This is a genomic window from Dictyobacter aurantiacus, assembly GCF_003967515.1.
GTDB lineage: Bacteria > Chloroflexota > Ktedonobacteria > Ktedonobacterales > Ktedonobacteraceae > Dictyobacter > Dictyobacter aurantiacus.
Map to the genome: position 1 here is coordinate 1,947,131 of NZ_BIFQ01000001.1, position 21,812 is coordinate 1,968,942.

Genomic DNA, 21,812 nt, shown 5'->3' on the forward strand with positions numbered 1-21,812 from the left:
TGCGTTGAGCGCGCAGTTGCGCGCTCAACGCATCAATGTACAAATACCCATAGAGGGTGGCTTAAAAAGGTCCCGACGAGGCTCTCTATGCGATATAATATGATATGGACTGAGGCGAAAAGCAGACATACTGGTTAACATACCTTTCTCATATTTGCTGATATTTTACTAAGGCGCTGGGAGCACGCTGTGGATAATGTGTTACGGTCAACGGTTGAGGCTACGGCCCGGCTGGTGCTGGAAGAATATAGGAAAGACAACCCTGCGTGGACTAATGATGTCACCCCTGTTGACGATCTGGCCGAGTGGCTGGGATTGAGTATTGGTACGTTCGCGGAAGATGACTATGCGCAGGGGACGTACGGCTTTATGGATCCCGATGAAGAGGAAGATCTGATCTGGATCTGCCGTTCCCTCAATGAGGCGTTTCGCCGCTTTACACTGGCACACGAAATTGGACATGCCCTGCTGCATTGTCGCGATGGGATGCGCCTGCAGCGCTTCGCGGAACAGCGCGGCCTGCCATTTGTGGGCCACACCTCCTATGCCCCGATTCCAGAGCCGTCACCGGCCTTCCCCTGTCACGACGATGACATACAGGAAGATATGGCAACCTTGCTGGAACAGGAGCAGATACAGGAGAAGATTGGTAGCGCCCACGGCTATGATCCACGCAGCGAACGTGAGATGGCCGCCAATGTCTTTGCCGCCGAACTGCTGATGCCAGCGACCCGGCTCTATACCTTATTTGTAGAGGGCGGCGTACCAACCCATACACTGGCGACCCACTTTCACGTCTCGCCGGCCGCGCTGCTCAATCGCCTGACCGGCTTCCTGGATACGCCGCCGACACGGGAGACGGTGCAAGAACCTGTAGCCGCCACGCCTATCGAGCCAGCAAATGGGACTCCGCCAGCAAAAAAGCGATACGATGAATTCCAGCAAGCGGCCATCGAGGCCGAGACTCCAGCGCTGATCGTGGCCGGACCCGGTAGTGGCAAGACAAGTACGCTGATCGGGCGGGCCGACTATCTTATCAATACCCTGGGCACTCCCGCCCAGAACATTCTGGCACTGACCTTCTCACGCAAAGCCACACTGGAGATGGAGGAACGCCTGCGGCAACTGCTCGCCCGGTCGGGGCAGCCCTTACCAACGATCAGTACCTTTCATGCTTTTTGCGCCAATCTATTGCGCCAGCACGCGGCCCTGGCGGGTCTGAGACCAGACTTCACGCTGATTGATGAGGCCGAGGGCTACCTGATCCTGCGCCGCCAGGCCAACGCGATGCGGCTCCACCACTATCGTCTGCTGCAGACGCCCACCCATTATTTTCCAGATATGCTCAAGGCGATCGCACGCGCCAAGGATGAACTGGTGACGCCCGAGCAGTACGCGATCCTGGCCCGGACCATGCGCCTGCAAGCTGGAGACGACGAAAAAGAGCAGGCTGAGGCGGAAAAGACGCTAGAGGTGGCGCAGGTCTACGCTCTCTATCAACAAGAGCTGCAACGCCGTGGCGATACTGACTACGGTGGCCTGCTGGTATCGGCGATCCAACTTCTTACAGATCATCCAGAGGTCCTGCACGAGCAGCAGCAAAGGTTCGCGCACATCCTGGTCGATGAATTTCAGGATGTGAATCGGGCCAGCGGCGTCCTGCTACGCGTACTGGCCGGTGAGTCCCGCCGCGTCTGGGTAGTGGGCGACGCCAACCAGGCCATCTACGGCTTTCGTGGCGCCTCGCCCGCCAACATCAGCCAGTTTGAGCAAGACTTCCCGGGAGCCAGGGTCCTCCCGCTTAGTCGCAACTATCGTTCGCGGCCCGATCTGGTAGCGCTGGCTGAGGCTTTCCGCTGCCAGCATCTTGAACGGGAGCAAGACGCTGGCAAAAATCAGGCGGTACGCCTGACCAGCACGGAAGCCTATGTCACCATCGCCAAAGCCCCCGATGAGACCAGTGAGGTCGCTGGCCTGATCGCCGATATCCGTCATAAGCGCTCTCTGGGCTATGCCTACAAAGACATGATCATCCTCTGCCGCACGCGCAGCCAGGCCAACAAGATTACCGCCGCCCTGCTGGAGGCCGAGCTTCCCGCTATCGAACAGGGCGGCATCCTGGAACAGGAGTATATCAAGGACGCGCTCTCAGCGATCCAGCTCATTGCGGATAACAGCGGAATGGGGCTCCTGCGCATGGGATGCCAGCCTGAATACGCCTTGAGCCAACAGGACGTCGAGGCGCTACTGCTGGCGGCCCGTGAACCGGGCAAGACGCCGCGCCAGATGCTGCTTTCAGGCGAGGCTCCTCTGAGCATGAGCGTGGAGGGACGTCATGCCCTGCTGCGCCTCTCGCGCATGCTACAATCTCTGTTCAGGGCGCCCAATATGTGGTCGCTACTGGCCCAGTACCTCTTCATCGAGACCTCGTTGGTGCGCGCGCTACTGGCGCGACCCGATGATAAAGCCAGCATCTTGCAGTTGGGCGCCTATCAGCAACTGCTCCAGACGGCTCGCCACTATGACCAGCAACTGCTGCTGCGCCAGCGGCTGGATCAACAGACGGCCTCTCAAGATGGCCAGGAAGCGGCAGACAGCGAGCCAATGTCGCTGGAAGAACAGGTGCGAGATTTCCTGGACTATCTCAGACTCCTGGTGCGGCTGCGGCAGGATAGCGGCAATCGGCAGAATAATGAAGACGAGACGGAGGAAGAGGCCGATACCATCAGCGTCATGACCGTGCATGCCAGCAAGGGGCTGGAGTTCCCGGTCGTCTACATGCCAGGCCTGATGCAACGCCGCTTCCCCACTACAGGCCGCTCAGGCCAGGTCAAACCGCCAGCGGGTATGCTGACAACGGAGGGGAACAGCCATGACGTGGGCGAAGCCTGCCTCTTCTACGTAGGGGTAACGCGGGCAAAAGATCAACTGGTGCTGAGCTATAGCGAACGCTACGGCAAGGCGCAACAGCGCTACCAGCGCTCCATCTATCTTGACGCGCTTGAAGCGGGCTTGAGCGAGGAGCGCATCGTCAATCTGCACTGGAACCAACCCTACACGGGTACTCTGGTGGAAGAGGAAATCGTAGGTGTCCATAGTTCCCAGCCCGGTGAAGATTTTATCGCAGCCATGAGCTCACCCATCGTAAGTACCTATGCCATCGAGAGCTATCTGAACTGCCCACGCAAATACGCCTATAGCTCAATCTATCACTTTGAGGATCAGCCAACCGGCTATCGGCTCTTCACGCAGGCCACGCGCAAAACGGTCGAGTCGCTGCACCGGCAACTGGATGGTGCCAGTGATTCGTCTGAGCTTCCCAGCCAGCAGGAAATTCAGCAGCTCTATCTCCAGCACTGGCAGGAGCTCGGAGGCCATACAGAGCCGTTCGCTACCATGTATGAGGAACATGGGCAGGAAGTAGTAGCCTCTATCCGGCGCCGCCTGCATACCCAGGAAGAGGTACGCTGGCAGCTACAACCTGGCTATAACGTTGAGGTCGCCGGCACCAACGTACATGTTCCCATTGACCGGGTGGAGACAGCCAACGAACTCACCCAACAACCGGATCGCTTTATACGCACCAGCTATGGACGTTCCAAGGAGAAGATCGATCCCAAACATAAAGATCTCCTCTATCACCTGGCCTATCGACAGCAATATCCCGGCCAGAACGTCGAGGTGCACAGCCACAACATGAGCACAGGGGAAAGCATGCCGATTACCATCACGGCCAGAAAAGAGCAAAGCCTCTATAGAGACGTCGAGCAGGCCGTCAAAGGATTGCAGGAGCATCGCTATCCGGCACAACCCAGAGATCCCCAGCAGTGTCCAACCTGCCCATTCTTTTTTATCTGTCCGGCTTAATAGTATAGAGCGTATCCATTCGTGCTGTGCGGTGCGTGTTATAATACAATCTGGCGGCATCGAACTACCAATATGTAGAGGGAAACAATGGACGATAACGAAATAATGAAACGTATTCAAGAACTTGTTGACGAAGAGCATCATCTTCTCCAACTGGAAGAGGAGGGCAAGATCCAGGGTGATCAGCGTCAGCGTGTCAAAGATCTGGAAGTGGGACTGGATCAGTGCTGGGACCTGCTGCGCCAGCGGCGGGCCCGCCGCAACGCGGGTCTGAATCCCGACGATGCCCAGGTACGCGATCCCAACATTGTCGAAAACTACAGACAGTAAACAAAAAGGATGGGCTAGCAAGAGCCAGCCCATCCTTTTTGTTTACTACACCGTAAAACTTAACTCAATGAATTAAGGTCAACCGGTTGGTTAGCGGCGAGATCGGCATATTCGCCACGGTAGCGCTCCGGCAGCATCTCAGCGATGCGCTTCATTACTTCGTTAGTGGCATCGGCGATATCCTCACGCGTAATCTTGTTGCCCTTCGGCTTCAATAAGATAGGCTCACCATAGGAGATGGTCACGTGGGCGCCAAATTTCTTCAGCGCGTTCTCACTGCCCCAGATGGCGACCGGGATCACGGGCACGCCTGAGCGCAGCGCAATCATGCCTAGTCCGGCATGGGCTTTGCTCAGGGTATGCGTCTTGCTGCGTGTGCCTTCAGGGAAAATAATAAAAACCTTCTTCTGCTTCAATTGCTCCTGAGCCGCGCGAATGGCCTGGCGATCACCCTCACCACGCTTCACGGGAAACGCGCCCAGGAAACGCACCAGCCAGCCCACCTTGCTGTAAAATGACTCTTCCTTGGCCATATACACCACTTTGCCCGGGACATAGGCCGGAACCAGCGGGATATCGGTCCATGAGAGATGGTTGGCGGCAATAATATAGGGTCCCTTCTTCGGCACATTGTAGCGTCCACGCAGATGGACACGCGCAACCAGAAAGAAGACCGCTTTGGCGATGAAACGTATCACTTCATACAGCACGCGTGGGGTTGAATAGGGCTCGTATAGATTTTTTTCCGGCTTCTTCTTTGGCTCACTTTTTTTGGTCGTCGCCGTACTGGCTGGAGTGCCGGCAGCATCCATATCCTGCGTCATACAGTATCCTCCACATAAGGCGCGATAGTCTCCATTACCTGGGGTACGCTGAGATAGTCGGTTTCAATAACGATGGCGTCTATCGCTGGTTGCATATTATCGTGGTCAATCTCGTCTCGGCGCTCGATATCGCGTATCAATTCTTCAAGAGGGGGAACATTTTCATGCACCGGTCCATAGCGCTCAACCAGTTCAGTGTGGCGCCGTCGGGCCCGCTCGGCCAGGCTGGCAGTTAAATAAATCTTCAGTTCGGCATCTGGCAGGACGATCGCCCCGATGTCGCGGCCAACCATAACGACGCGGCCCTGTCTGGCCATCATGCGCTGCTGCTCGATGAGCAGCTTACGAACCTCGGGATGCGAAGATACCGCCGAAACCGCGCGCGTCACATCTGACCTGCGAATATCCCATGTGACATCCTGTCCGTTGACCGTCACCGTATATTGTCGGCCATCAGAGATATGGGGATGGCTAATCACAATATCTGCCCCTTGCGCCAACTGGCTCAGGGCGGGTCCATCATTAATATCAACTCCCTCATGAAGAGCCAACCAGGCCACCGCACGATACATTGCTCCGGTATCGACATAAAGGTAGCCTAATCGACGGGCAAGTTGCTCACCTATAGTACTCTTCCCTGAGCCTGCTGGCCCATCTATTGCTATACATTGTGGCCCTGACATGAATCCTCCGCGTATCGATGATAATCATAACTCAACGGATTATATCATATCCTGCCTGGTTGGGATGACGCAGACGCCACCAAACGTCAATCTTTTGCGTAATCTCGCTTGTGCTCAATTTTTACCTTTATTTTTCGAATGCTCTTTCATAAGCTGCTGAACTTCGACCTCGGTCAGGTTACGCCACTTGCCCGGCGCGACTCCTTTCAGGGTCAGGGTGCCTACGCCGACACGTTGCAGATGACGGACGGGATGTCCGACGGCACGCAGCATACGTCGCACCTGACGCTTGTGCCCTTCATGCAAGGTAAGCAGCAGAGTCGACTCTTTCTCGTCCTGTCGCAGCACACGCACATCCGCAGGTGAGGTGCGAAAAGTGCCTCCATCGTCCTCACGAATGGGAACGCCGTGGCGTAAAGACTCCAGGGCGAAGGCGTCCGGATGCCCCTGCACCACCGCTTCATAGTGCTTGCGGGTGGAGTAGCGTGGATGGGTCAATTGTAAGGCAAAATCTCCATCGTTGGTCAGCAGTAGCAGACCGCTGGTATCGATATCAAGGCGCCCGACCGGGTAGACGCGGAGCTGACGAATCTCGGGCGGCACCAGGGAGAGAACGGTGGGCCGCTGCTGGGGATCATAGGCGGTGCTGACGTAGCCGGCCGGTTTATTAATCATGATATATACCTTGTGGCTGCTAAGCTGGACAGGCTTCCCATCCACGCTTACCTGGTCACGATCAGGATCAATACGCACCCCCTGCGTGGTAATCGTCTGGCCGTTCACCTGAACGCGGCCGGCGTGAATGATCTCCTCCGCGTGGCGCCGCGAGGCCACACCTGCATGGGCCAGGAAACGGGCTAAGCGCACCCCTTCTGTACTCTGTTCGGACGCTTGTTTTTGCTCTGGACTCTGTTCGCTGTTCATATTCATTGTTTTCCATGACACAGGCCCTCTCCACACCTCACCGGCGGATGGCCATTTGATCGCTTACAACTATTTTATATGTCTTTGATGCACCTCTCGCCAGGGTAACGCCTTTGTGGAGACGTACTCGCGTGGGCATGGGGGTCGCCTTCGGCTCCAAGCCGGGGCAAGACCGGCACCTACGGCGGCGACAATTTGTGTTTCGTTAAACGCTACACCATTTTGGCTTCTTCGGCAAGATCGAAATGCCACTAATTGGATATCTTTGTGCACTTATTGCTTATAAAAATCGTTGGGGTTCACAAAAAGCTGGATATTTCCACAAATTGTACATATCAGCGCACTTACTTCAGATCCTACGACAGAATGGGCATCACTATCAATCCGCATCCCATGCCCAGAGATTCCCCGCCACTGACGATAATGTCCATCTGCCTGACAGTTTGGGCAAGGAGCATAAAACATTGGATTATTGTTCATATGCAATTATATCCTCACTATTCAAAACATTTTTCTATTAGTTTATATACGTTGAGAACCTATAATGCAACTATGGCACTGTTTTTCGCGGCAGGTCTGTTGATAAATATAGTGCAATCCCTGTTGCTGACAGCTGCCGCGCGGCTCTGTGGATAGCTGGAGCTGCTTGCACATGCTACGAGTGATGTAGTTGGAAGGCAGGCCGGGATGGTGCAGGTAGAGAACGCGGGCACACTCGGCCAGCGCCTGGTTGTGCTCGAGCAGCGCGACGGCAGCGGCGAACGGCAGAACGACGTTGCAGAGCAGAATATCGGTCCTGGCCTGGCTCAATTCGATGGCGGTAAAGCTGGCGCGCAGGTTGGCTAGCATGCGAGCATAGTCTGCTTGTCCGCTGGTGGGGCATAGGCAGTTGCGCAGGGTGCGCCAGATGCCGACGTCGCGCCAGCGTGAAAGGAGATTCATCAGTACGTGCAGCCGGGCGAGATCGAGAGGCTGGGGACACAGGCTGCGGCCAAGTGGTTCCGCTATCTCGCCGCGTCCCATGAGCAAGCGCAGACCCAGGGCGCGAAAGGTGAGACGATCACGGCCATAGCCCAGCGCTTCGGCCAGCGCCAGAAACAGGCAGGCATCATAAGCGTCAAGCCCCTGAAACCGCGCTGGATCCATGGTATGCAGTTCTTCAAGCAAACGATGGCTTTTGGCTTCGAAGCGTAGTAGTCCTGCGCGTCGCAATAATGCATCGCGCTGCTGGACGTTCAACTGCTGGCAGGGCCAGCATATCTCTTCAACAAGCGGCAACGATACCAGCTTACGACCCAATGGCACGTCCGCCAGGGAACAGGTGGGGACCACGCGTCCGTCCTGGCGACGTGTGGGCTGTGCATCATCACAGACCAGGACTATATGCAGACACACATTGTTATACATGGGGTCCACATCATGCGCGTGGGTACGCCAATCGCTGGCGCGAACGTGGAATTCGACATCTCCGACCACGCGCCCCACCTCTTCCAGTACCGGGTCGGGACCCGAAATGAAGCGCAGAACCGCGTCCCGCACGTCGGGTCCCGCCGCGCTACCCGGGCGTCCCGCGAACAGGACCTGGCAGCGACCACCTTGCTGCAGCGGTAGATAAATAGAACGGGGCAGTTCCCACCACCCCCGCGCTACCTCGTATTCATAGGGCAGCTCGGGCTCACAACATCGCGTGCTGATCAAAGGTATAGAGGACCCTTGATAGGTCAAACCACCGCTATCTCTCCTGTTTGCTCTCTCCCTCAGTAGCATGCTGCTGCTCCTCTTCTATCCTCTCCTCCACGGTCCTTACCAGAGAACGGGCATGGGCGACCTCCATCTCCGCGGCGGTGAGAGCACGCACGGCATCTTCTCCACTAAGGGTCCCCTCTTTAACGGCCGCGCGCACCAGGGATAGTGTATAGTCGGCCTGCCGCAACATCTCGTGTACATCAACGGCGTGCTCGCTGCTGGCTTCCAACATGGCCTCGGATTCCGCCGCCTCATCCGCCTCAGCGTCCGCCAGGATCAGGGATGCTACAGCCGCGAATGCGTCTTCATCCTTCTCAATCTCATCAAACATTTCGTCGTTCTCCCTGGCTACCTCATTCAGGAAAGCCGTGTCGCCAAAAAGTTTTCCCAGCTCAGTGTCTACCGATGTCGTATCTTCTGTCCCGGGCGTCAGCATAACCAACAGCTGCTCTGCCTCATCAGCCGCTTGCGCCGTCTCATGGGCAAAGATCTGCGCCCGCTCAGCCTCGCTCTGCAAATGTTCATACTCCCGGGCAAGATGCCGACCAATACTCTCCCGGGCCAATCTTTCTTCAGCGTATTCGGCGCGCGACACAGCGGTACGGGCCGCCTCCTCTGCCACCCCGGCAATAGCGCGCGCATCGTGGGCCAGGGCTTCAGCTTCATCGTATACCTGCGCCGCCTGCGCCTGGTGCTGCCGCATTATCTCATTATGTTCATCAACAGATAATGGGTTCCACGTGCTGAGCTGCTCCTCCTCATCAAAAATAGATGGACCCTCGTCATCAACAATCAGGGACAGAGCAATCAGGCGCGAATGGATGGTCAGGAGCCGCTGCTCGAGTTTGCGTACGCGGGCAGATCTGAGCTGCAACCGCTCTTGCGCCAGCTTCAGGCGCTCTTCACTGCGATCGCGCGCCTTACGTGCCTTCTCAAGGCGCTCCTGCAGGCGGCGCTTCTGTTTGTTTAGCTTCTTTTTGTTCCGCCTCATTTTATCTTGTGGAGAAGACGAATCGGTATTGCCCATAATATGTGGTCCTCCAGGGGGTATGCTCAGGCTCTGTTCTACACGGCTAACTATTGAAACATCTGCAAATTGTATGCATCAACCAACCTCCCTCATTACCACTCCACATTAAACAACATTGTAGATGCATCCCAGAATATCATATTAATCCCATACGGCTCTAAAGAGTTTACCACTAATTTCCTATAAAACCCATCCTCACAACTTCCTAACACACGATCAAACAGGATTTTATACTGTAAAAGTAGACAAGCAGGGTAAAGTACGGTATGATGGCTAACAGAAAACATGCACGACGCACGAAGAAAAGCTATAACATATTTTGCGCTGGTGCCGTCTCGACACCATATATTCATCAGCATGTATAGGCACTTAGTCTGATATGCCTCTCAAGGATAGAGGGCGATGAGGTCATAATGGGTATAACATTTTTTCTGGCATGCTTCCATTCTTTCCGTAGAAAAAAATTAGCTCTTATATCACTATCTGGCTTTATTTCTTTCCTCTGCATTTTTGTGACTGCCGGACCAGCCCTGGCCGATGCAACGCCGGGCGGCAATATTTCTAATCCAGTTATCAGGGCGGTCGACCTGGCCAAACCAGCGGTGGTGCGCATCATTACCACGGTGGGAGGACGCCTGTCCGTCCAGTTTACCGATACGCAAAGCGCCACTTTTCCGCTGGATGGTGGCTACTACGATTTAAAACTATCTGGCAGCGGCACCTTTATCAGTTCTCACGGCGACATTCTGACGGCTGATCATGTCATCCAGCCTCCGCGCGATAAATCGATGGATGATGTTTTACAGATGACAGCGGCCCAGGATGTCGCCGATTATATCAACATGAACTTTCATCCCCAGACCCCCTATAGCGCGCAGGATACTTATAGCAACATGGCCTTCGGCATCTTCCGCACGCAGTCAACCTATCAGAGTCCCAAAAGCGAGGTGTTTCTCAGCAGGGACTACGCGGGCGTCATCAATGCCAATCAGCTCTCAGATGTGTCCTCGAACTTCCACGCCCAGGTCAATAAAATCGAGCAGGAGAGCGCGGTAGACCAGCGTGACGTGGCTATTATCCACGTCAATATGGAGGATACCCCCTCCGTTCAACTAGACGACTCTTCCAATGTGTCGCAGCAGGATGAATTGACCATCATCGGTTTCCCCGGCAATGGAGACCTGGGAGATCCCACAAAACCCGATCCCACCACCTACCTGACATCATCGGTTAATAAGATCTATGTTAGTGCCATCAAAGAGCATGTCATCCAGGTTGGTGGCAACGTCGAGCATGGCGATAGCGGCGGCCCAGCCCTCAATAGTCATGGCAACGTTGTCGGAGTGGTAAGCTTCTATAACCAGGATGCTCAGACGCCGGTTGGCACCAGTTTCCTGCAGACCAGTAGCAGCGCCCAGGAATTGATCACCAATCTCAAAATCGATACGAAGCCCGGCAAGTTCCAGACAGCCTGGGAGCAAGCCTTTAACCAGTACACTTCCACGGGAGCAGGCCACTGGCACCAGGCGTACGCCGATTTCCAGAAGCTCCAGAAAGACTATCCCAGCTTCCAGGCCGTCAATCCATTCCTGGACTACGCCTCGCAGCAAGCCAGGCACGAAAAGCAGCCACAGTCCGCTCCCAACAACACTACGGCGCTCTTGATAACGGCCGCGATCGTCTTTGTCATTGTTATCGTGCTGGCGGTGCTGGTAGGGCTTTGGTTCGCACGGCGGCGCAGCAAGTCTCAGCCGGCCTATCAATACAACTATCAAAATAACACTCAAGCGCCTCAAAGTCCTTATAACCAGACATCACAGAACTTCGGCAACCCATATGCACATCAGCCGTCCGCTCAATCGGACCGCGCGGGTGCAGGCAACTGGCCTCAACCATATATGACATCAGCATCAATAGCAACAACTGAGGAAGCTGATAGGCCGCCCGACTCACAACCTTCACGACCCGCCCGATTTGAGAGTCCACAAACGCCTGAGCCTGCTCTGCCATGGCCACCAGCCACGCCTGCACCCCCTGCGTTCCCGCAGGAGGCTATCAGCCCACAAGAACAGGCCAACCCGGCCTGGGAGTCTCCTATGGCTGCGGAGCCCACGGAAAGACAACAGGGGAATGGTGCTGATAACAGGCTTCCGGTCAAGAGGATAAAAACCAATAGTAGCCTGGATTGGCCAACCGATCTTCAAAATTACTACGTGGCTCCCAAATCTGTCCTTCAAGAGGTGGAGCAGGTCCCGTTTCCACTGGATAGACCACAGGATCAACCAGGGTCCGATGAGAAGCATGAGGCAACGGATAAGATGCCAGCCATCGCGAGAAAGCGGTCCGATGTTATGGCAAACGCTGATCCAGGCTCATTCTATACCCAGGAAAATGCTTAAACCCGCAGCGGAAGCAACTATCAAAAACAGGAGAGTGCCCTGGCAAAAAACCAGGGCACTCTCTTTATGTACACAGCATATACGCATCAGCTCTATTAGTAATATAGTCCGGAGACAAAGTTACCGAGTTTGATGAATTGTGATCGCGTCCCGCTGGGTGCTGACGGCGATCTGTGCCTGCGGGCGCTTGCCGTTAGAGAGCCGTCCAAACTCGTTGCTGACCGGACCAGAGCCGCTGCTGACACTGATGTGGAACGCTTCAAAGCGGGGCAGAGACAGGCTCAGAGAACCATTGATAGTGGTGAAATGGAAATTACCAGTCCGGGCCAGCGAGCCGTCGAAGGTAATCGCTCCATTATCTACGGTCATGGACGATTGGCCGGTCAGCTGAACGTGGCGCGTCTCAATATCGCCCTGACGCGTAGATGCATTGAGCTGACCCTTCACATTATGCAACGCGATCGATCCGGTATCGGCCTGCAGCGTCATATTGCCCTCGCTATCATCAACCACAATCGAGCCGCTAGCAGTACGGGCAGAAGTCTGGCTAACATTGCCGGTTATAGTAATCGTTCCGGCGGCGGTATAGGCCTCAACAGAGGCGGTTGGAGGAATCGTCACATCGATATCTACCCCACGCGAACCAGCGAAAAGATAGTCAGGATCGAGGCGGGCGTCGACGGTCGTCTTAGCTCCATCTTGATTATATGTCACGTCAGTATTGATCAGTCCCAATCCCATGCCCTCTGAATACTTGTTCACCTGAAAACTAAACGGGCCATGTGCCTGACTATGAATATGGATAGTCCCGGTATCGTTATTGATCACGATTTTCTGGTGCTCCTGCTGCGGAAAAAAGTAACTCTCGCTGGCGTTCTGGGTGCCAGCCCTGTTGATAATGCCGACGGCAATCAGGCCCACTACCAGCGCGATCAGTAAGATAAACATAAGAATTCTGCCCAGATCATTCTGATTGGAGCGCTGTAAGCGCCAGTCGGGGGCCGGATGAGGGCCGTATAATGGCGACCAGAGGCCCATTCCCCATTTTGATAGCCTTTCTTGCAGGGACGTAGTAGGAGAGGTGGTCGCAATGGGTTCAGACACCTCGGTCTCTGTGTGTTCGCCTTCTGCGGTAATCTCAGCAGCTTCGACAGCCGCCACCGCTTCAGCCTGTGCCTCCTCGTGAGGCGATGACGCCACATCAGACTCATCAGGGGGTACAATCTCTACGGTGCATTCATCAGCAGCAGGCATTTCTTGCGTTTCCGCCTGCTCTTCTGATTGATTGGATGGAGACGATTGTTGTTGCTTTTTCTGGCGTTTAGGAGACGCCTGACCAGTCTCTAGATACTTACTCATCACTTGCCCCTTCATGCTATAAAAAGCCACACTCCTACTATCCACAATCGGAGTGGCGAGGGTAAAACTAAAGCGAAGGTTGCTCAATCAGCGGCAGGCTTAGTTGTCTTCATTAATTTCGACATTGCCAGACATAGTGGCGATGCCGATATGGGCCCGGGGGCCAGTTCCAACAACGTTGCTGCCAAATTCGTTATCGACCGAGCTATGATCGGCGAAGACACGCAGGTTGAAGCTGGCGTTTGATGGCAACGAGACATCGATGGCTCCCCCACGGGACTCAAAGCTATACTCATTTTCGGGATCGACATTGCCATCAAAGACGATCTTGCCATCCTGCGATCGCATGTGTGAAGGACCGGTGAGATGGGCATCACCAACCTCGATATGACCTTGATTGGTCGTAAAGGCTACCTGCCCATCGACCTGGTCGACATCAATGGCTCCATCGCGCGAGTAAAAAGCGATATGCCCGTCTCCGCTATGGACGTTTTGCGCGTTGATGGAATCGCTGGCCTCAACACTCATATTGCCGGTAATGCTATCGATCTTGACCGCGCCGTGCTCGGCCGTGATCTGAACATTGATCAAGGTGGGGACCGTCACATCCAGGTCCACACTCTGGGCGTCGCTGTGCTCATTATCACCCACGCGGTCCGTATCGATCAGGATCGTATGCCCGTTGTCCACTACACGTGCATCCACGTTCATCTCGCTGCCGGGCCGCGAGATCCAGCTCGCGTTATACCTGGTCGAGGTTACACTGATCGGACTATTATCGCTACCATGAAGGTGTACCCGTCCCCGGGCATTATGGATGACGACATTGCACGGGTGATCTGCCGCCAGTTGCTGGGTGGTCGTATTTTTAGCCTGCACCATCTGCTTGAATAGATTGCCACCGCCAGCCAGCATAAAGAGTAGTAAACAGAGAATAAGAGCTGGAGGAATAAACTTTAAGGCCTTGAGAAACGGCGAAGGGCCCGGCGCGGGTACCAGTTTTTCCCCCAGCATCTCGCGATGAGGAAAATCATCGACCGGCCCACGATATCCTTCAAGGTAGAGCGGAACGGGCACCCTCTCTCTTTCTTGTTGCGCCTGCTGCTGTGGATGCTCATGGATTGGAGCGGTCGGATCCGCGTAGCCATCAAAAGGCCGTTGCGGCTCTTGAGAACGAGAATCACCAAATGAAGATTGCTGCTTGCCCATGTATAGTTCCCCTACAATTGCACCATACCGCATCCTGGCGAGAAGATTGATACGAACGACCAGTTTGCAATAAAGCTGCCACCAATGCCCACATACCTCACTATACCTGACACCCCAACATCCCTATCACGCCATATCAGGAAAGAAAATAGACAGTTACCACTCCTTGCTGTCTTCAGTAAGACAATCCAACCAACAAAAACCCATCCTGTTTCGTTGCTATTCCACATGTATTGTACTACATTAGGACGAAACAGGATGGGTGAAATGGTATTGTCGTGTTACTTTTTCCTGGGTGCAAGCCGGGCTTGAAGATCCTTTGTATGATTCGTCATGGCAAATGGGATGCGCCAGATAAACAGGAGCACGGTATTAGAGATCAGAGTTACCAGGCCAAAGGTGATGGCGGAGACCACGGTTGGTAGATGTTGCTCAAAAACAAAGTGCAAAATGACACCTATTGGCCAGGCCGCCAGCCAGGCAAAACCAGTTTTACGGGCCATCTGGCGTGGCTCCGTCATCAATTCACGGCGAAACGCCCCCATAAAAGGCGCGATGGCAAACCAGCTGATAGCAAATGGCAGAGCGGTCCAGACAACCTTTAAGACCGCGGTCAGACCCGTATCCTCACCATGGCTCTGGCGTCCGATAACCGAGAAGATCAAAAAGACCAGGATATCGCCGAAGATCAGCATCCACAGCCGCCGGGCCTCCTGCTTATTGCGAGGCTTGCTCTCTTCAAGGGCCGAGGTGGTCACAGTTTTTTTCTCTTTGACAGCCACACTAAAGCTCCTTTTCCTGCTGTAGCTGCTGCTCGCGCACCAGCTCTTCAACGGCGGCCAGTTCGACGCGCACCCCACGAATGCGCATGGCCAGAATCACCAGGTAGAGGCAGATAGCCAGCCAGGCAATAATATAAGCAGCGATCAAGTATGTTTGCATCGTTTCGTCCTTTATCCTTATTCCACAATCGCGCGTAACTGTTGCGCCAACGCCTGCAGACGCTGCAATTGATAAGCCTGTACCATCATAAAAGCATAGAGCAGGGTAATAGCCACCAGAGCCACCATCAAGGTCAGTGTCGCCTGTGGAGGAAGCGCGCCCTGCACGCCAACCTGAGCCACAGGATGCTGTCCGCGCCACCAGCTCACCGAAAGATAGATGATCGGCACATCAATGGCGCCAATGACGCCGATCACGGCTCCGGCGCGCGCACCCTCGCTCGTTCTTCCCATGTAGCTGCGCAGCATCAAATACCCGACGTACATAAACCACAGAATCAAGGTGGCCGTCAAGCGAGCATCCCAGACCCACCAGGCGCCCCAGATCGGCTTGCCCCAAAGCGAACCGAGGATCAAGGTGATGGAGAGGAAAACCACGCCGACCTCAGCGGCCGCGCGCGCCAGCCAGTCCAGCCGCGCATCTGGCTTGAACAGATAGATAATACCGGCCACCGCCAGGATAATAAAAGAGAGCATGCCTACCCAGGCCGTGGGGACATGGAAGTAGAAGATGCGCTGGGTCTCTCCCTGCAGACTATCGACCGGCGTATAGAAAAAGATCATCCACAACGACACCGCCAGCGTGAGGGCGGTCAGGCCCCCTAAAATGAGAGATACCAGGGGCCAGCGTCCCCCCGACTGCCTGGCCGAGGCAGCGCGTTTCTCCGTACCCGATATCTGTTTCGCTAAAGCCATAAACGTGTTCCTCAAAACCGGACTCTCTTCAACCCGGAGTCCATCCACTCTGAATAATCGGATTATTCCTCAACAACATATTGAAATAACAGCGTCGAGACGCTGAGAAAGATCACATCAAAAGCGATCAACAGGCTGAGCCATGGTGGCTCGTTGACGCCCGGCACGAGCAGCAGCGTGGTGGCCCGCACCGCGCTGATCACCACCGGTACCACCAGTGGGAAGACCAGGATGGGCAGGAGCAGCTCGCGCGCCTGCGTGCTGGCGGCCAGTACCGAAAACAGCGTGCCGACCGAAGCGATGCCCAGAGCTCCCAATAAGACGATGGGAACCAGCGCCAGCAAAGTCGGACCCTCCCAGATTGGTAGATTAAAGAGAATCGCGAAGACCGGCAGGGCGATAATTTCTACTACACCGATAAATAGCAAATTTCCGAGCAGTTTGGCAAGGTAGATAGCCTTGCGATCCACCGGAGTCAGCAGCAGACGATCCAGCAGGCCCTGCTCGCGCTCGGCCGCCACGGTCCTACCCAGACCAAGCAGGCTGGCGAAGATAAAGGCGACCCACAATGCTCCCGGCGCGATAGCGACAACGTTGCTGACATGCAGATCAAAGGTGAAATTGAAGATCACCAGTACCAACAGGGCAAACATCCCCATGCCAATCCAGGTCTGCCTGCTACGCAGCTCGTAACGGATGTCTTTCCACAGGATCGCCCATAACTGACTGAAAAAGAGGCTGGCCATTTTCATCGCGTGACCTCCCGATAGCGCCGCTGCAGCTCTTCAAGCGACAGAGTGGCGCTCTCGTGCTGGTAGGTCACACGGCCACCAGCCAGGATCACGATCTGATCGCTCCAGGCAATGGCGCGCTCCAGGTTGTGGGTGGTAAAGAGCATGCTACCACCGCGCTCGGTATGCTCCGCCAGCAGGGACTCAACCAGATCGTTGCCGTGCTGATCCAGTCCGGTATCGGGCTCATCCAGCAAGAGCAGCCGTGGCTCGTGCAGCAGGGCGCGCGCCCAGGCCACGCGCTGTACCTGCCCGCGCGAGAGCGCGCGAATGCGGTCGTTCGCCCGGCGCTCCATCCCCACACGCTGCAACAGCACAGTGGCTCGCTCGCGGACATGCGTCACACCATACAGCTTGCCAAAGAACAACAGATTTTCCAGTACCGTCAATTCTTCATACAGATAGGGCTGGTGGGCCACGAAGCCAACCAGCCGGCGAATCTCCTGCAGCTCGTAGTGGCTATCCAATCCATACACCCGCACAGTCCCCGATCCGGCCTTGCTCAGACCAGTCAGGATACGCAGCAGCGTCGTCTTACCTGCGCCGTTCGCGCCCAGCAAGGCCATGCGCTGCCCACGTGACAACATCAGCTGAACGTTACGCAGCACCGGCTTGAGGCCAAACCCCTTCTTTAGATTGGAAATCTCGATCGCTAACGCCGTTGGAGCCCCCACATCTGGATGCGCGGGAGCGGGCTGCACGGCGGCCATCTGCTCACCTGGCCTGCTCATCGCCGCGTAGTCTCCTTCTCACTCATCAGAGAGCGCAGACGAGCCTTCGTTCTGGCGCGCTGCTTCTCGTAGCGATCTCTGGTAATATTACCCGCCTCATACTCTTTATCCAGCTTTAATAACTCCTGAAGCAGCGCTTGCTCTGGATTATCAGCCACGAGCGCTTTCGATGTAGTTTTATCTGTTTGCTCACTGGCGTCCAGCTTTTGCTGAGTGGCCACGCGCTTATGCTGGGAACGAAAGAGGAACCAGGTCATCGCCACGATCGCGACCAGCACCAGCACACCAACAATCAGCCAGATGGTCGCGGCGTTAAAGGACGGGGAACCAGCATGGCTGGCCGGCACAGCCAGCCCCTCCAGGGACATCGCAACCTGCTTATGCGCGGGCAGTACCGTGGCGCTAAAAGCATGATACGCGCGATTATCGGCGTTCACAATGCCGGACGAGGTAAGGTCTTTGGAACTGGCATGCAACGCTGGATCAACCAGCACAGAGAGCGAGACCGTCGGGTACTGCGTCTCATACGGGAAGGTATAGGTCGAGCCCGTGTAAGGGACCTCGTAGGAGTATGAGAATTCATTGGTACCGGGCAGCAGGGCCGCGTCGGTGGCGAATCCCTGATTGACCTGAATCACCTGGTAACCGGAGAAGCCACTGCCCAGCGTAATGTTACGCACGCCTGCTGGTAAAGAGAAGAGCAGCGCGTTCGGCTTGCCTTTACTGGCATTCAAAGAGCCAACATAGGTCTTTTTATTCAAGTTCTGAAACGAGAAGGCCTGCGAAACATTGATGACGCCTTTGGCGGGATCGTCCTGGCGCATCAATACGGTAGAGCGCACGACGGCCACGTTGTCAGTGCTGGTGGTGGCCTCATAGACCTGCACGTTGGCGGTCTGCGCGGCCTTCTGATTCAGCGTCACCGCGTTGCTGACGTATTGCGCGCCCTGATAGCGCGTATAGACCACGTAAGTGATGGTCTGATCGGTCGCCAGCTTGCTAAAGGTGAAACGCCCCCGCGCATCGGTCTTCACCGTACCGGCGTCGCGACTATTGCTCCCCTGGGCCAGCTGCAATGTGACGTCTTGCCCGCCCACTGGCGCATTGTTGTTGGTACCATCTAATACCTGGCCCGAGATCTGTCCATTTTCGGCGGCTGCGTGAACCGGAGTTACCTGCCAGCTCAAGACAATGAACGCGAGTATTGAGACCAGTAGCAAGCTACTCGTGATTCGTTTTCTCATAGGACTCCTTTAGCTGGCGCAACTGCTGTTCAATATCATCATCAATCTCTTGCTCTCGCTCATAACGAGACTTCAAAGCGGTCAGGGCGCGGCGCATGTAGCGCTCGCGCAGCGAACGATAGTCGGGCTCCTCGATATTGCCCAGTTGATAGTCCAGTTCAACCTCTTGAATAGAGGAGCGCGCCTGCTGCTCATCCTCGGCCAACTCCTTCACCTCGGTCTCCGGCTGCTCTCGCTCCATCTCCACTTGAGTCTGCCGATCTTTTTTCATCGAGCCCGTGTAGAGTGGATAGAGAACGAACACAAGGGATAGCAGCCCCAGGACCATCGCGATTATCAGCGCCATCAGTTTGCCTCCGTTCTCGGCCGCCTGAAGAGCGGATCATCGGCGGCGAGTTCCTGTTCTAATTGTGCTCGATAGCGCTCCAGTTCAGTATCGGTCTCATTGTCTATCCCGGTATTTTGCTCATCCTGGCCGCCCGCAGCGGTCGCGGCAAGGGCCAGCGCGGGAGCGGACTCTTTCCGCCAGTCGCGCACAACCAGGAAAAGGAAGATGCAACCCGCCAGCAACAAAGCGATCGGGACGATCCACGCCAGCAGGGTAAAGCCCTGCCATTGTGGCACCCAGACGATATTGCCCTCACCGTAGCGATTGGCAAAATATTGGATGATCTCCTGATCAGATTTTCCAGCCAACACCTGTTGCCGAATGATACCACGCATCTCAAGGGCCAGGCCAGAGGGGGCATCAGCCACCGATTCACCCTGGCAGACGGGGCAGCGGAGCTGCGATGCGATATCGTGCACCCGCTGATCAACCGTCTGCTGCTTCGGAGCCGAGAATAGCTGCCAGGACCAGACGGCCGCGATCAGGGCCAGTGCGGCCAGCACTAGCAGCAGCGAACGTTTCGGCTGCATAGCTTTCTTCTGTATACTCATGCAATCACCCCTCCATCAGCCACCTCTGGAGACTTCTGCTCGGTCGCTTCTGATTCTACCACGTTCGCGGTCCTGGCAACCTTGACCCGCGCTCGTGGGCGTACCGGCCACCAGCAGAGGATGCCTCCAATCAGCATTAAGATGCCACCCCACCAGACAAATGGGACCAGGGGATTGATGAAGACACGAATGGTGGCCTGAGCAGCTCCTTGCCAATCGGCCAGGTAGACATAGACATCAGTAGCCCCAAAGGTCTTGATCTCAATCACGCTGGTCGGCTGATCGGGATAGCTGCTATAGATCACGCGACCCGGATAGATATAATTCTGCAATTTCCCGTCGCGCCAGATCTGGACCTGTGAGGAGATGGTCTCTTTATCAGTATTCTTCTCATCGATATTGCCCAGATAGGTAAAGCGATAGCCGGCGATGTTCATCTCCTGGCCCGGCTTGAGGGTAGCGTCCTTCTGCTGCTGGAAATAGTGCGAGCCAATGATGCCCGCTACCAGCAAGACCAGTCCCAGGTGCACCACGTAGCCGCCGTAGCGCTGCCGATAGCGCTGAAAGAGCATGTAAACGGCGAGCAGATAGTTTTCGCCGTGACGATGGCGCACGCGGGCACCGCGCCAGATCTCATAGAACACGGCCCCGGCCGTAAAGATGCAGACGGTAAAGCCGATGTTGGCCGCCACATCCGTCACCCCCACAATGGGCAGGATCACGGCACACACGGCCGCCAGGATCGCGGGAACGCTGATATTGCGCCACAGGGCCGCCATCGAGGTGCGCCGCCAGGCCAGCAGAGGACCAATACCCATCGCCAGCACCAGCAAGACCGTCAGTGGCGCTACCACCTGGTCATAGAAAGGCGGTCCCATCGTCATCGTCTGGCCACGAAAGGCGGCCGATATCAACGGAAAGAGCGTGCCCCAAAGGACAGCGAAGGTTATACCTACCAGCAACAGATTGTTGAGCAGGAAGACCCCTTCGCGTGAGACGACCGAGTCGAACTCCTGTTCGGCCCGCAGATGTGGCAGGCGGAAAAAGAACAGGCCACTGGAGAAGAGCAGCACCACCGCCAGGAAGCCAAAGAAATACGCGCCGATATCAGAATAGGCGAACGAGTGCACCGAACTGATCAGGCCACTGCGCACCTCAAAGGTACCAAAAATTGAGAGGGCGAAGGAGGCCATCACGAGGAAAAGATTCCAGACCTTCAGCATGCCACGTCGCTCCTGCACCATGGTTGAATGCAGGAAGGCGGTCGCGGTCAGCCAGGGCAGCAGGGCCGCGTTTTCCACCGGGTCCCAGCTCCAGTAACCACCCCAACCCAGCACATGATAGGCCCACCAGGCGCCCAGCACCAGGCCCGTCGTCTGCAAACACCACGCCGCGAGCATCCAGCGGCGAATCGAGCGCAGCCATTCGGCGTTGAGCCGGCCCGTAATCAAGGCCGCCACCGCGAAGGCGAAGGGAAGCGAGAAGCTCATGTACCCCATCAGCAACATCGGCGGATGCACCAGCATACCGGGGTCCATCAACAGTGGATTCAGACCGGCACCGTCTTTAGGCGCGATGGTCGAGCGCACAAAAGGATTCGAAAGCGTCGACAGCATGAATAGGAAGAAGGCCTCGATCCCCATCAGGGTCGCCATCACATAAGGTATCAGAGGCGCCGGGGCACGTTTAGAGGTAGCGACAAATAAGGCCGAGAAGAGGGAAAGTACCAGCGCCCAGTAGAGCAGTGAGCCCTCCTGACCACCATAGAATGCCGCCGTCACAAAATACCAGGGCATCGAGAGGCTGGAATGCTGCGCCACGTAGTTGACGCCAAAATCATGGGTCAAAAACGATACCACCAGGGCGATAGACGCCAGCAGCACAAAAAACGTGACGACCAGCAGGCTGCGCTTCGCGCTTGTCACCAGTTGCGGTACCGAGCGCACGGCCCCCAGAACGGCAGCCACGATAGTATAGAGAGCAAACCCGAGTGCCAGGATAAGAGCGATTATGCCGAGATCTGAAAAATACACAGTCAA

20 protein-coding genes are annotated in these 21,812 nt (G+C 55.7%); 3 read left to right on the forward strand and 17 right to left on the reverse strand.

What is annotated here, in order from left to right:
* Positions 1 to 189 precede the first annotated feature (189 nt).
* Both KTT_RS07805 and KTT_RS07810 read left to right on the forward strand, forming a co-directional pair.
* On the forward strand, positions 190 to 3,867 hold the full coding sequence (locus KTT_RS07805) for a UvrD-helicase domain-containing protein (protein ID WP_126595437.1): 3,678 nt from the start codon (positions 190 to 192) through the stop codon (positions 3,865 to 3,867).
* Positions 3,868 to 3,954: 87 nt separating this feature from the next.
* Entirely contained in the window at positions 3,955 to 4,197 is a 243-nt protein-coding gene (locus KTT_RS07810) for a DUF2630 family protein (protein WP_126595438.1), read from the forward strand.
* Positions 4,198 to 4,256: 59 nt separating this feature from the next.
* On the opposite strand, the gene KTT_RS07815 is transcribed toward KTT_RS07810, so the two are convergent.
* The 6 genes from KTT_RS07815 to KTT_RS07840 all read right to left on the reverse strand — a co-directional run bounded on the left by KTT_RS07815 (position 4,257) and on the right by KTT_RS07840 (position 9,401).
* Positions 4,257 to 5,021 (reverse strand): lysophospholipid acyltransferase family protein, encoded by a 765-nt coding sequence (locus tag KTT_RS07815; RefSeq protein WP_126595439.1) that lies wholly within the window; start codon positions 5,019 to 5,021, stop codon positions 4,257 to 4,259.
* Complete coding sequence (gene cmk / locus KTT_RS07820) at positions 5,018 to 5,704, reverse strand: (d)CMP kinase (RefSeq protein ID WP_126595440.1); 687 nt, start codon at positions 5,702 to 5,704, stop codon at positions 5,018 to 5,020. The genes KTT_RS07815 and cmk overlap by 4 nt, the downstream gene beginning before the upstream one ends.
* A gap of 114 nt (positions 5,705 to 5,818) precedes the next feature.
* Positions 5,819 to 6,628 carry a pseudouridine synthase gene (locus KTT_RS07825; protein WP_126595441.1) on the reverse strand — a complete coding sequence of 270 codons (810 nt, stop codon included), beginning with the start codon at positions 6,626 to 6,628 and terminating at the stop codon, positions 5,819 to 5,821.
* A gap of 273 nt (positions 6,629 to 6,901) precedes the next feature.
* Entirely contained in the window at positions 6,902 to 7,108 is a 207-nt protein-coding gene (locus KTT_RS07830; RefSeq protein WP_126595442.1) for a hypothetical protein, read from the reverse strand.
* A 42-nt stretch (positions 7,109 to 7,150) separates the two neighbouring features.
* The gene (locus tag KTT_RS07835; RefSeq protein ID WP_126595443.1) at positions 7,151 to 8,395 is read right to left on the reverse strand and encodes a DUF2851 family protein; all 1,245 of its coding nucleotides are present in this window, start codon (positions 8,393 to 8,395) and stop codon (positions 7,151 to 7,153) included.
* On the reverse strand, positions 8,361 to 9,401 hold the full coding sequence (locus KTT_RS07840) for a coiled-coil domain-containing protein (RefSeq protein WP_126595444.1): 1,041 nt from the start codon (positions 9,399 to 9,401) through the stop codon (positions 8,361 to 8,363). Before KTT_RS07840 ends, KTT_RS07835 begins: the two co-directional genes overlap by 35 nt.
* A 416-nt stretch (positions 9,402 to 9,817) precedes the next feature.
* Between KTT_RS07840 and KTT_RS07845 the strand changes: the two genes are divergently transcribed.
* Positions 9,818 to 11,803, forward strand: coding sequence for a S1 family peptidase (locus KTT_RS07845; RefSeq protein ID WP_126595445.1), 1,986 nt, complete (start codon positions 9,818 to 9,820; stop codon positions 11,801 to 11,803).
* A gap of 120 nt (positions 11,804 to 11,923) precedes the next feature.
* On the opposite strand, the gene KTT_RS07850 is transcribed toward KTT_RS07845, so the two are convergent.
* The 11 genes from KTT_RS07850 to KTT_RS07895 form a co-directional block, all read right to left on the reverse strand.
* On the reverse strand, positions 11,924 to 13,162 hold the full coding sequence (locus KTT_RS07850; RefSeq protein WP_126595446.1) for a DUF4097 family beta strand repeat-containing protein: 1,239 nt from the start codon (positions 13,160 to 13,162) through the stop codon (positions 11,924 to 11,926).
* A gap of 99 nt (positions 13,163 to 13,261) precedes the next feature.
* Entirely contained in the window at positions 13,262 to 14,371 is a 1,110-nt protein-coding gene (locus tag KTT_RS07855; RefSeq protein WP_160145719.1) for a DUF4097 family beta strand repeat-containing protein, read from the reverse strand.
* Between the two features lie 281 nt (positions 14,372 to 14,652).
* On the reverse strand, positions 14,653 to 15,153 hold the full coding sequence (locus tag KTT_RS07860) for a DUF3054 domain-containing protein (protein ID WP_126595448.1): 501 nt from the start codon (positions 15,151 to 15,153) through the stop codon (positions 14,653 to 14,655).
* A gap of 1 nt (position 15,154) precedes the next feature.
* Positions 15,155 to 15,313 (reverse strand): hypothetical protein, encoded by a 159-nt coding sequence (locus KTT_RS36125; protein ID WP_160145720.1) that lies wholly within the window; start codon positions 15,311 to 15,313, stop codon positions 15,155 to 15,157.
* A 17-nt stretch (positions 15,314 to 15,330) separates the two neighbouring features.
* The gene (locus KTT_RS07865) at positions 15,331 to 16,068 is read right to left on the reverse strand and encodes a cytochrome c biogenesis protein (protein ID WP_126595449.1); all 738 of its coding nucleotides are present in this window, start codon (positions 16,066 to 16,068) and stop codon (positions 15,331 to 15,333) included.
* A 62-nt stretch (positions 16,069 to 16,130) separates the two neighbouring features.
* Positions 16,131 to 16,820: a heme exporter protein CcmB gene (locus KTT_RS07870; RefSeq protein ID WP_126595450.1), complete on the reverse strand. Its 690-nt coding sequence runs from the start codon at positions 16,818 to 16,820 to the stop codon at positions 16,131 to 16,133.
* Positions 16,817 to 17,590: a heme ABC exporter ATP-binding protein CcmA gene (gene ccmA / locus KTT_RS07875; protein ID WP_235845636.1), complete on the reverse strand. Its 774-nt coding sequence runs from the start codon at positions 17,588 to 17,590 to the stop codon at positions 16,817 to 16,819. The genes KTT_RS07870 and ccmA overlap by 4 nt, the downstream gene beginning before the upstream one ends.
* Complete coding sequence (locus KTT_RS07880) at positions 17,587 to 18,834, reverse strand: carboxypeptidase-like regulatory domain-containing protein (RefSeq protein ID WP_126595451.1); 1,248 nt, start codon at positions 18,832 to 18,834, stop codon at positions 17,587 to 17,589. Before KTT_RS07880 ends, ccmA begins: the two co-directional genes overlap by 4 nt.
* Complete coding sequence (locus KTT_RS07885; RefSeq protein WP_126595452.1) at positions 18,812 to 19,180, reverse strand: hypothetical protein; 369 nt, start codon at positions 19,178 to 19,180, stop codon at positions 18,812 to 18,814. The genes KTT_RS07880 and KTT_RS07885 overlap by 23 nt, the downstream gene beginning before the upstream one ends.
* Complete coding sequence (locus KTT_RS07890; RefSeq protein ID WP_126595453.1) at positions 19,180 to 19,773, reverse strand: cytochrome c-type biogenesis protein; 594 nt, start codon at positions 19,771 to 19,773, stop codon at positions 19,180 to 19,182. The genes KTT_RS07885 and KTT_RS07890 overlap by 1 nt, the downstream gene beginning before the upstream one ends.
* Positions 19,770 to 21,806, reverse strand: coding sequence for a heme lyase CcmF/NrfE family subunit (locus KTT_RS07895; RefSeq protein WP_126595454.1), 2,037 nt, complete (start codon positions 21,804 to 21,806; stop codon positions 19,770 to 19,772). Before KTT_RS07895 ends, KTT_RS07890 begins: the two co-directional genes overlap by 4 nt.
* Positions 21,807 to 21,812 lie beyond the last annotated feature (6 nt).

Coding starts and splice junctions, on each gene's coding strand:
- KTT_RS07810 (WP_126595438.1), top strand. CDS start 3,955: ATGGACGATAACGAAATAATGAAACGTATTCAAGAACTTGTTGACGAA.
- KTT_RS07815 (WP_126595439.1), bottom strand. CDS start 5,021: ATGACGCAGGATATGGATGCTGCCGGCACTCCAGCCAGTACGGCGACG.
- cmk (WP_126595440.1), bottom strand. CDS start 5,704: ATGTCAGGGCCACAATGTATAGCAATAGATGGGCCAGCAGGCTCAGGG.
- KTT_RS07825 (WP_126595441.1), bottom strand. CDS start 6,628: ATGAACAGCGAACAGAGTCCAGAGCAAAAACAAGCGTCCGAACAGAGT.
- KTT_RS07830 (WP_126595442.1), bottom strand. CDS start 7,108: ATGAACAATAATCCAATGTTTTATGCTCCTTGCCCAAACTGTCAGGCA.
- KTT_RS07835 (WP_126595443.1), bottom strand. CDS start 8,395: ATGCTACTGAGGGAGAGAGCAAACAGGAGAGATAGCGGTGGTTTGACC.
- KTT_RS07840 (WP_126595444.1), bottom strand. CDS start 9,401: ATGGGCAATACCGATTCGTCTTCTCCACAAGATAAAATGAGGCGGAAC.
- KTT_RS07845 (WP_126595445.1), top strand. CDS start 9,818: ATGGGTATAACATTTTTTCTGGCATGCTTCCATTCTTTCCGTAGAAAA.
- KTT_RS07850 (WP_126595446.1), bottom strand. CDS start 13,162: ATGAGTAAGTATCTAGAGACTGGTCAGGCGTCTCCTAAACGCCAGAAA.
- KTT_RS07855 (WP_160145719.1), bottom strand. CDS start 14,371: ATGGGCAAGCAGCAATCTTCATTTGGTGATTCTCGTTCTCAAGAGCCG.
- KTT_RS36125 (WP_160145720.1), bottom strand. CDS start 15,313: ATGCAAACATACTTGATCGCTGCTTATATTATTGCCTGGCTGGCTATC.
- KTT_RS07865 (WP_126595449.1), bottom strand. CDS start 16,068: ATGGCTTTAGCGAAACAGATATCGGGTACGGAGAAACGCGCTGCCTCG.
- KTT_RS07870 (WP_126595450.1), bottom strand. CDS start 16,820: ATGAAAATGGCCAGCCTCTTTTTCAGTCAGTTATGGGCGATCCTGTGG.
- ccmA (WP_235845636.1), bottom strand. CDS start 17,590: ATGAGCAGGCCAGGTGAGCAGATGGCCGCCGTGCAGCCCGCTCCCGCG.
- KTT_RS07880 (WP_126595451.1), bottom strand. CDS start 18,834: ATGAGAAAACGAATCACGAGTAGCTTGCTACTGGTCTCAATACTCGCG.
- KTT_RS07885 (WP_126595452.1), bottom strand. CDS start 19,180: ATGGCGCTGATAATCGCGATGGTCCTGGGGCTGCTATCCCTTGTGTTC.
- KTT_RS07890 (WP_126595453.1), bottom strand. CDS start 19,773: ATGAGTATACAGAAGAAAGCTATGCAGCCGAAACGTTCGCTGCTGCTA.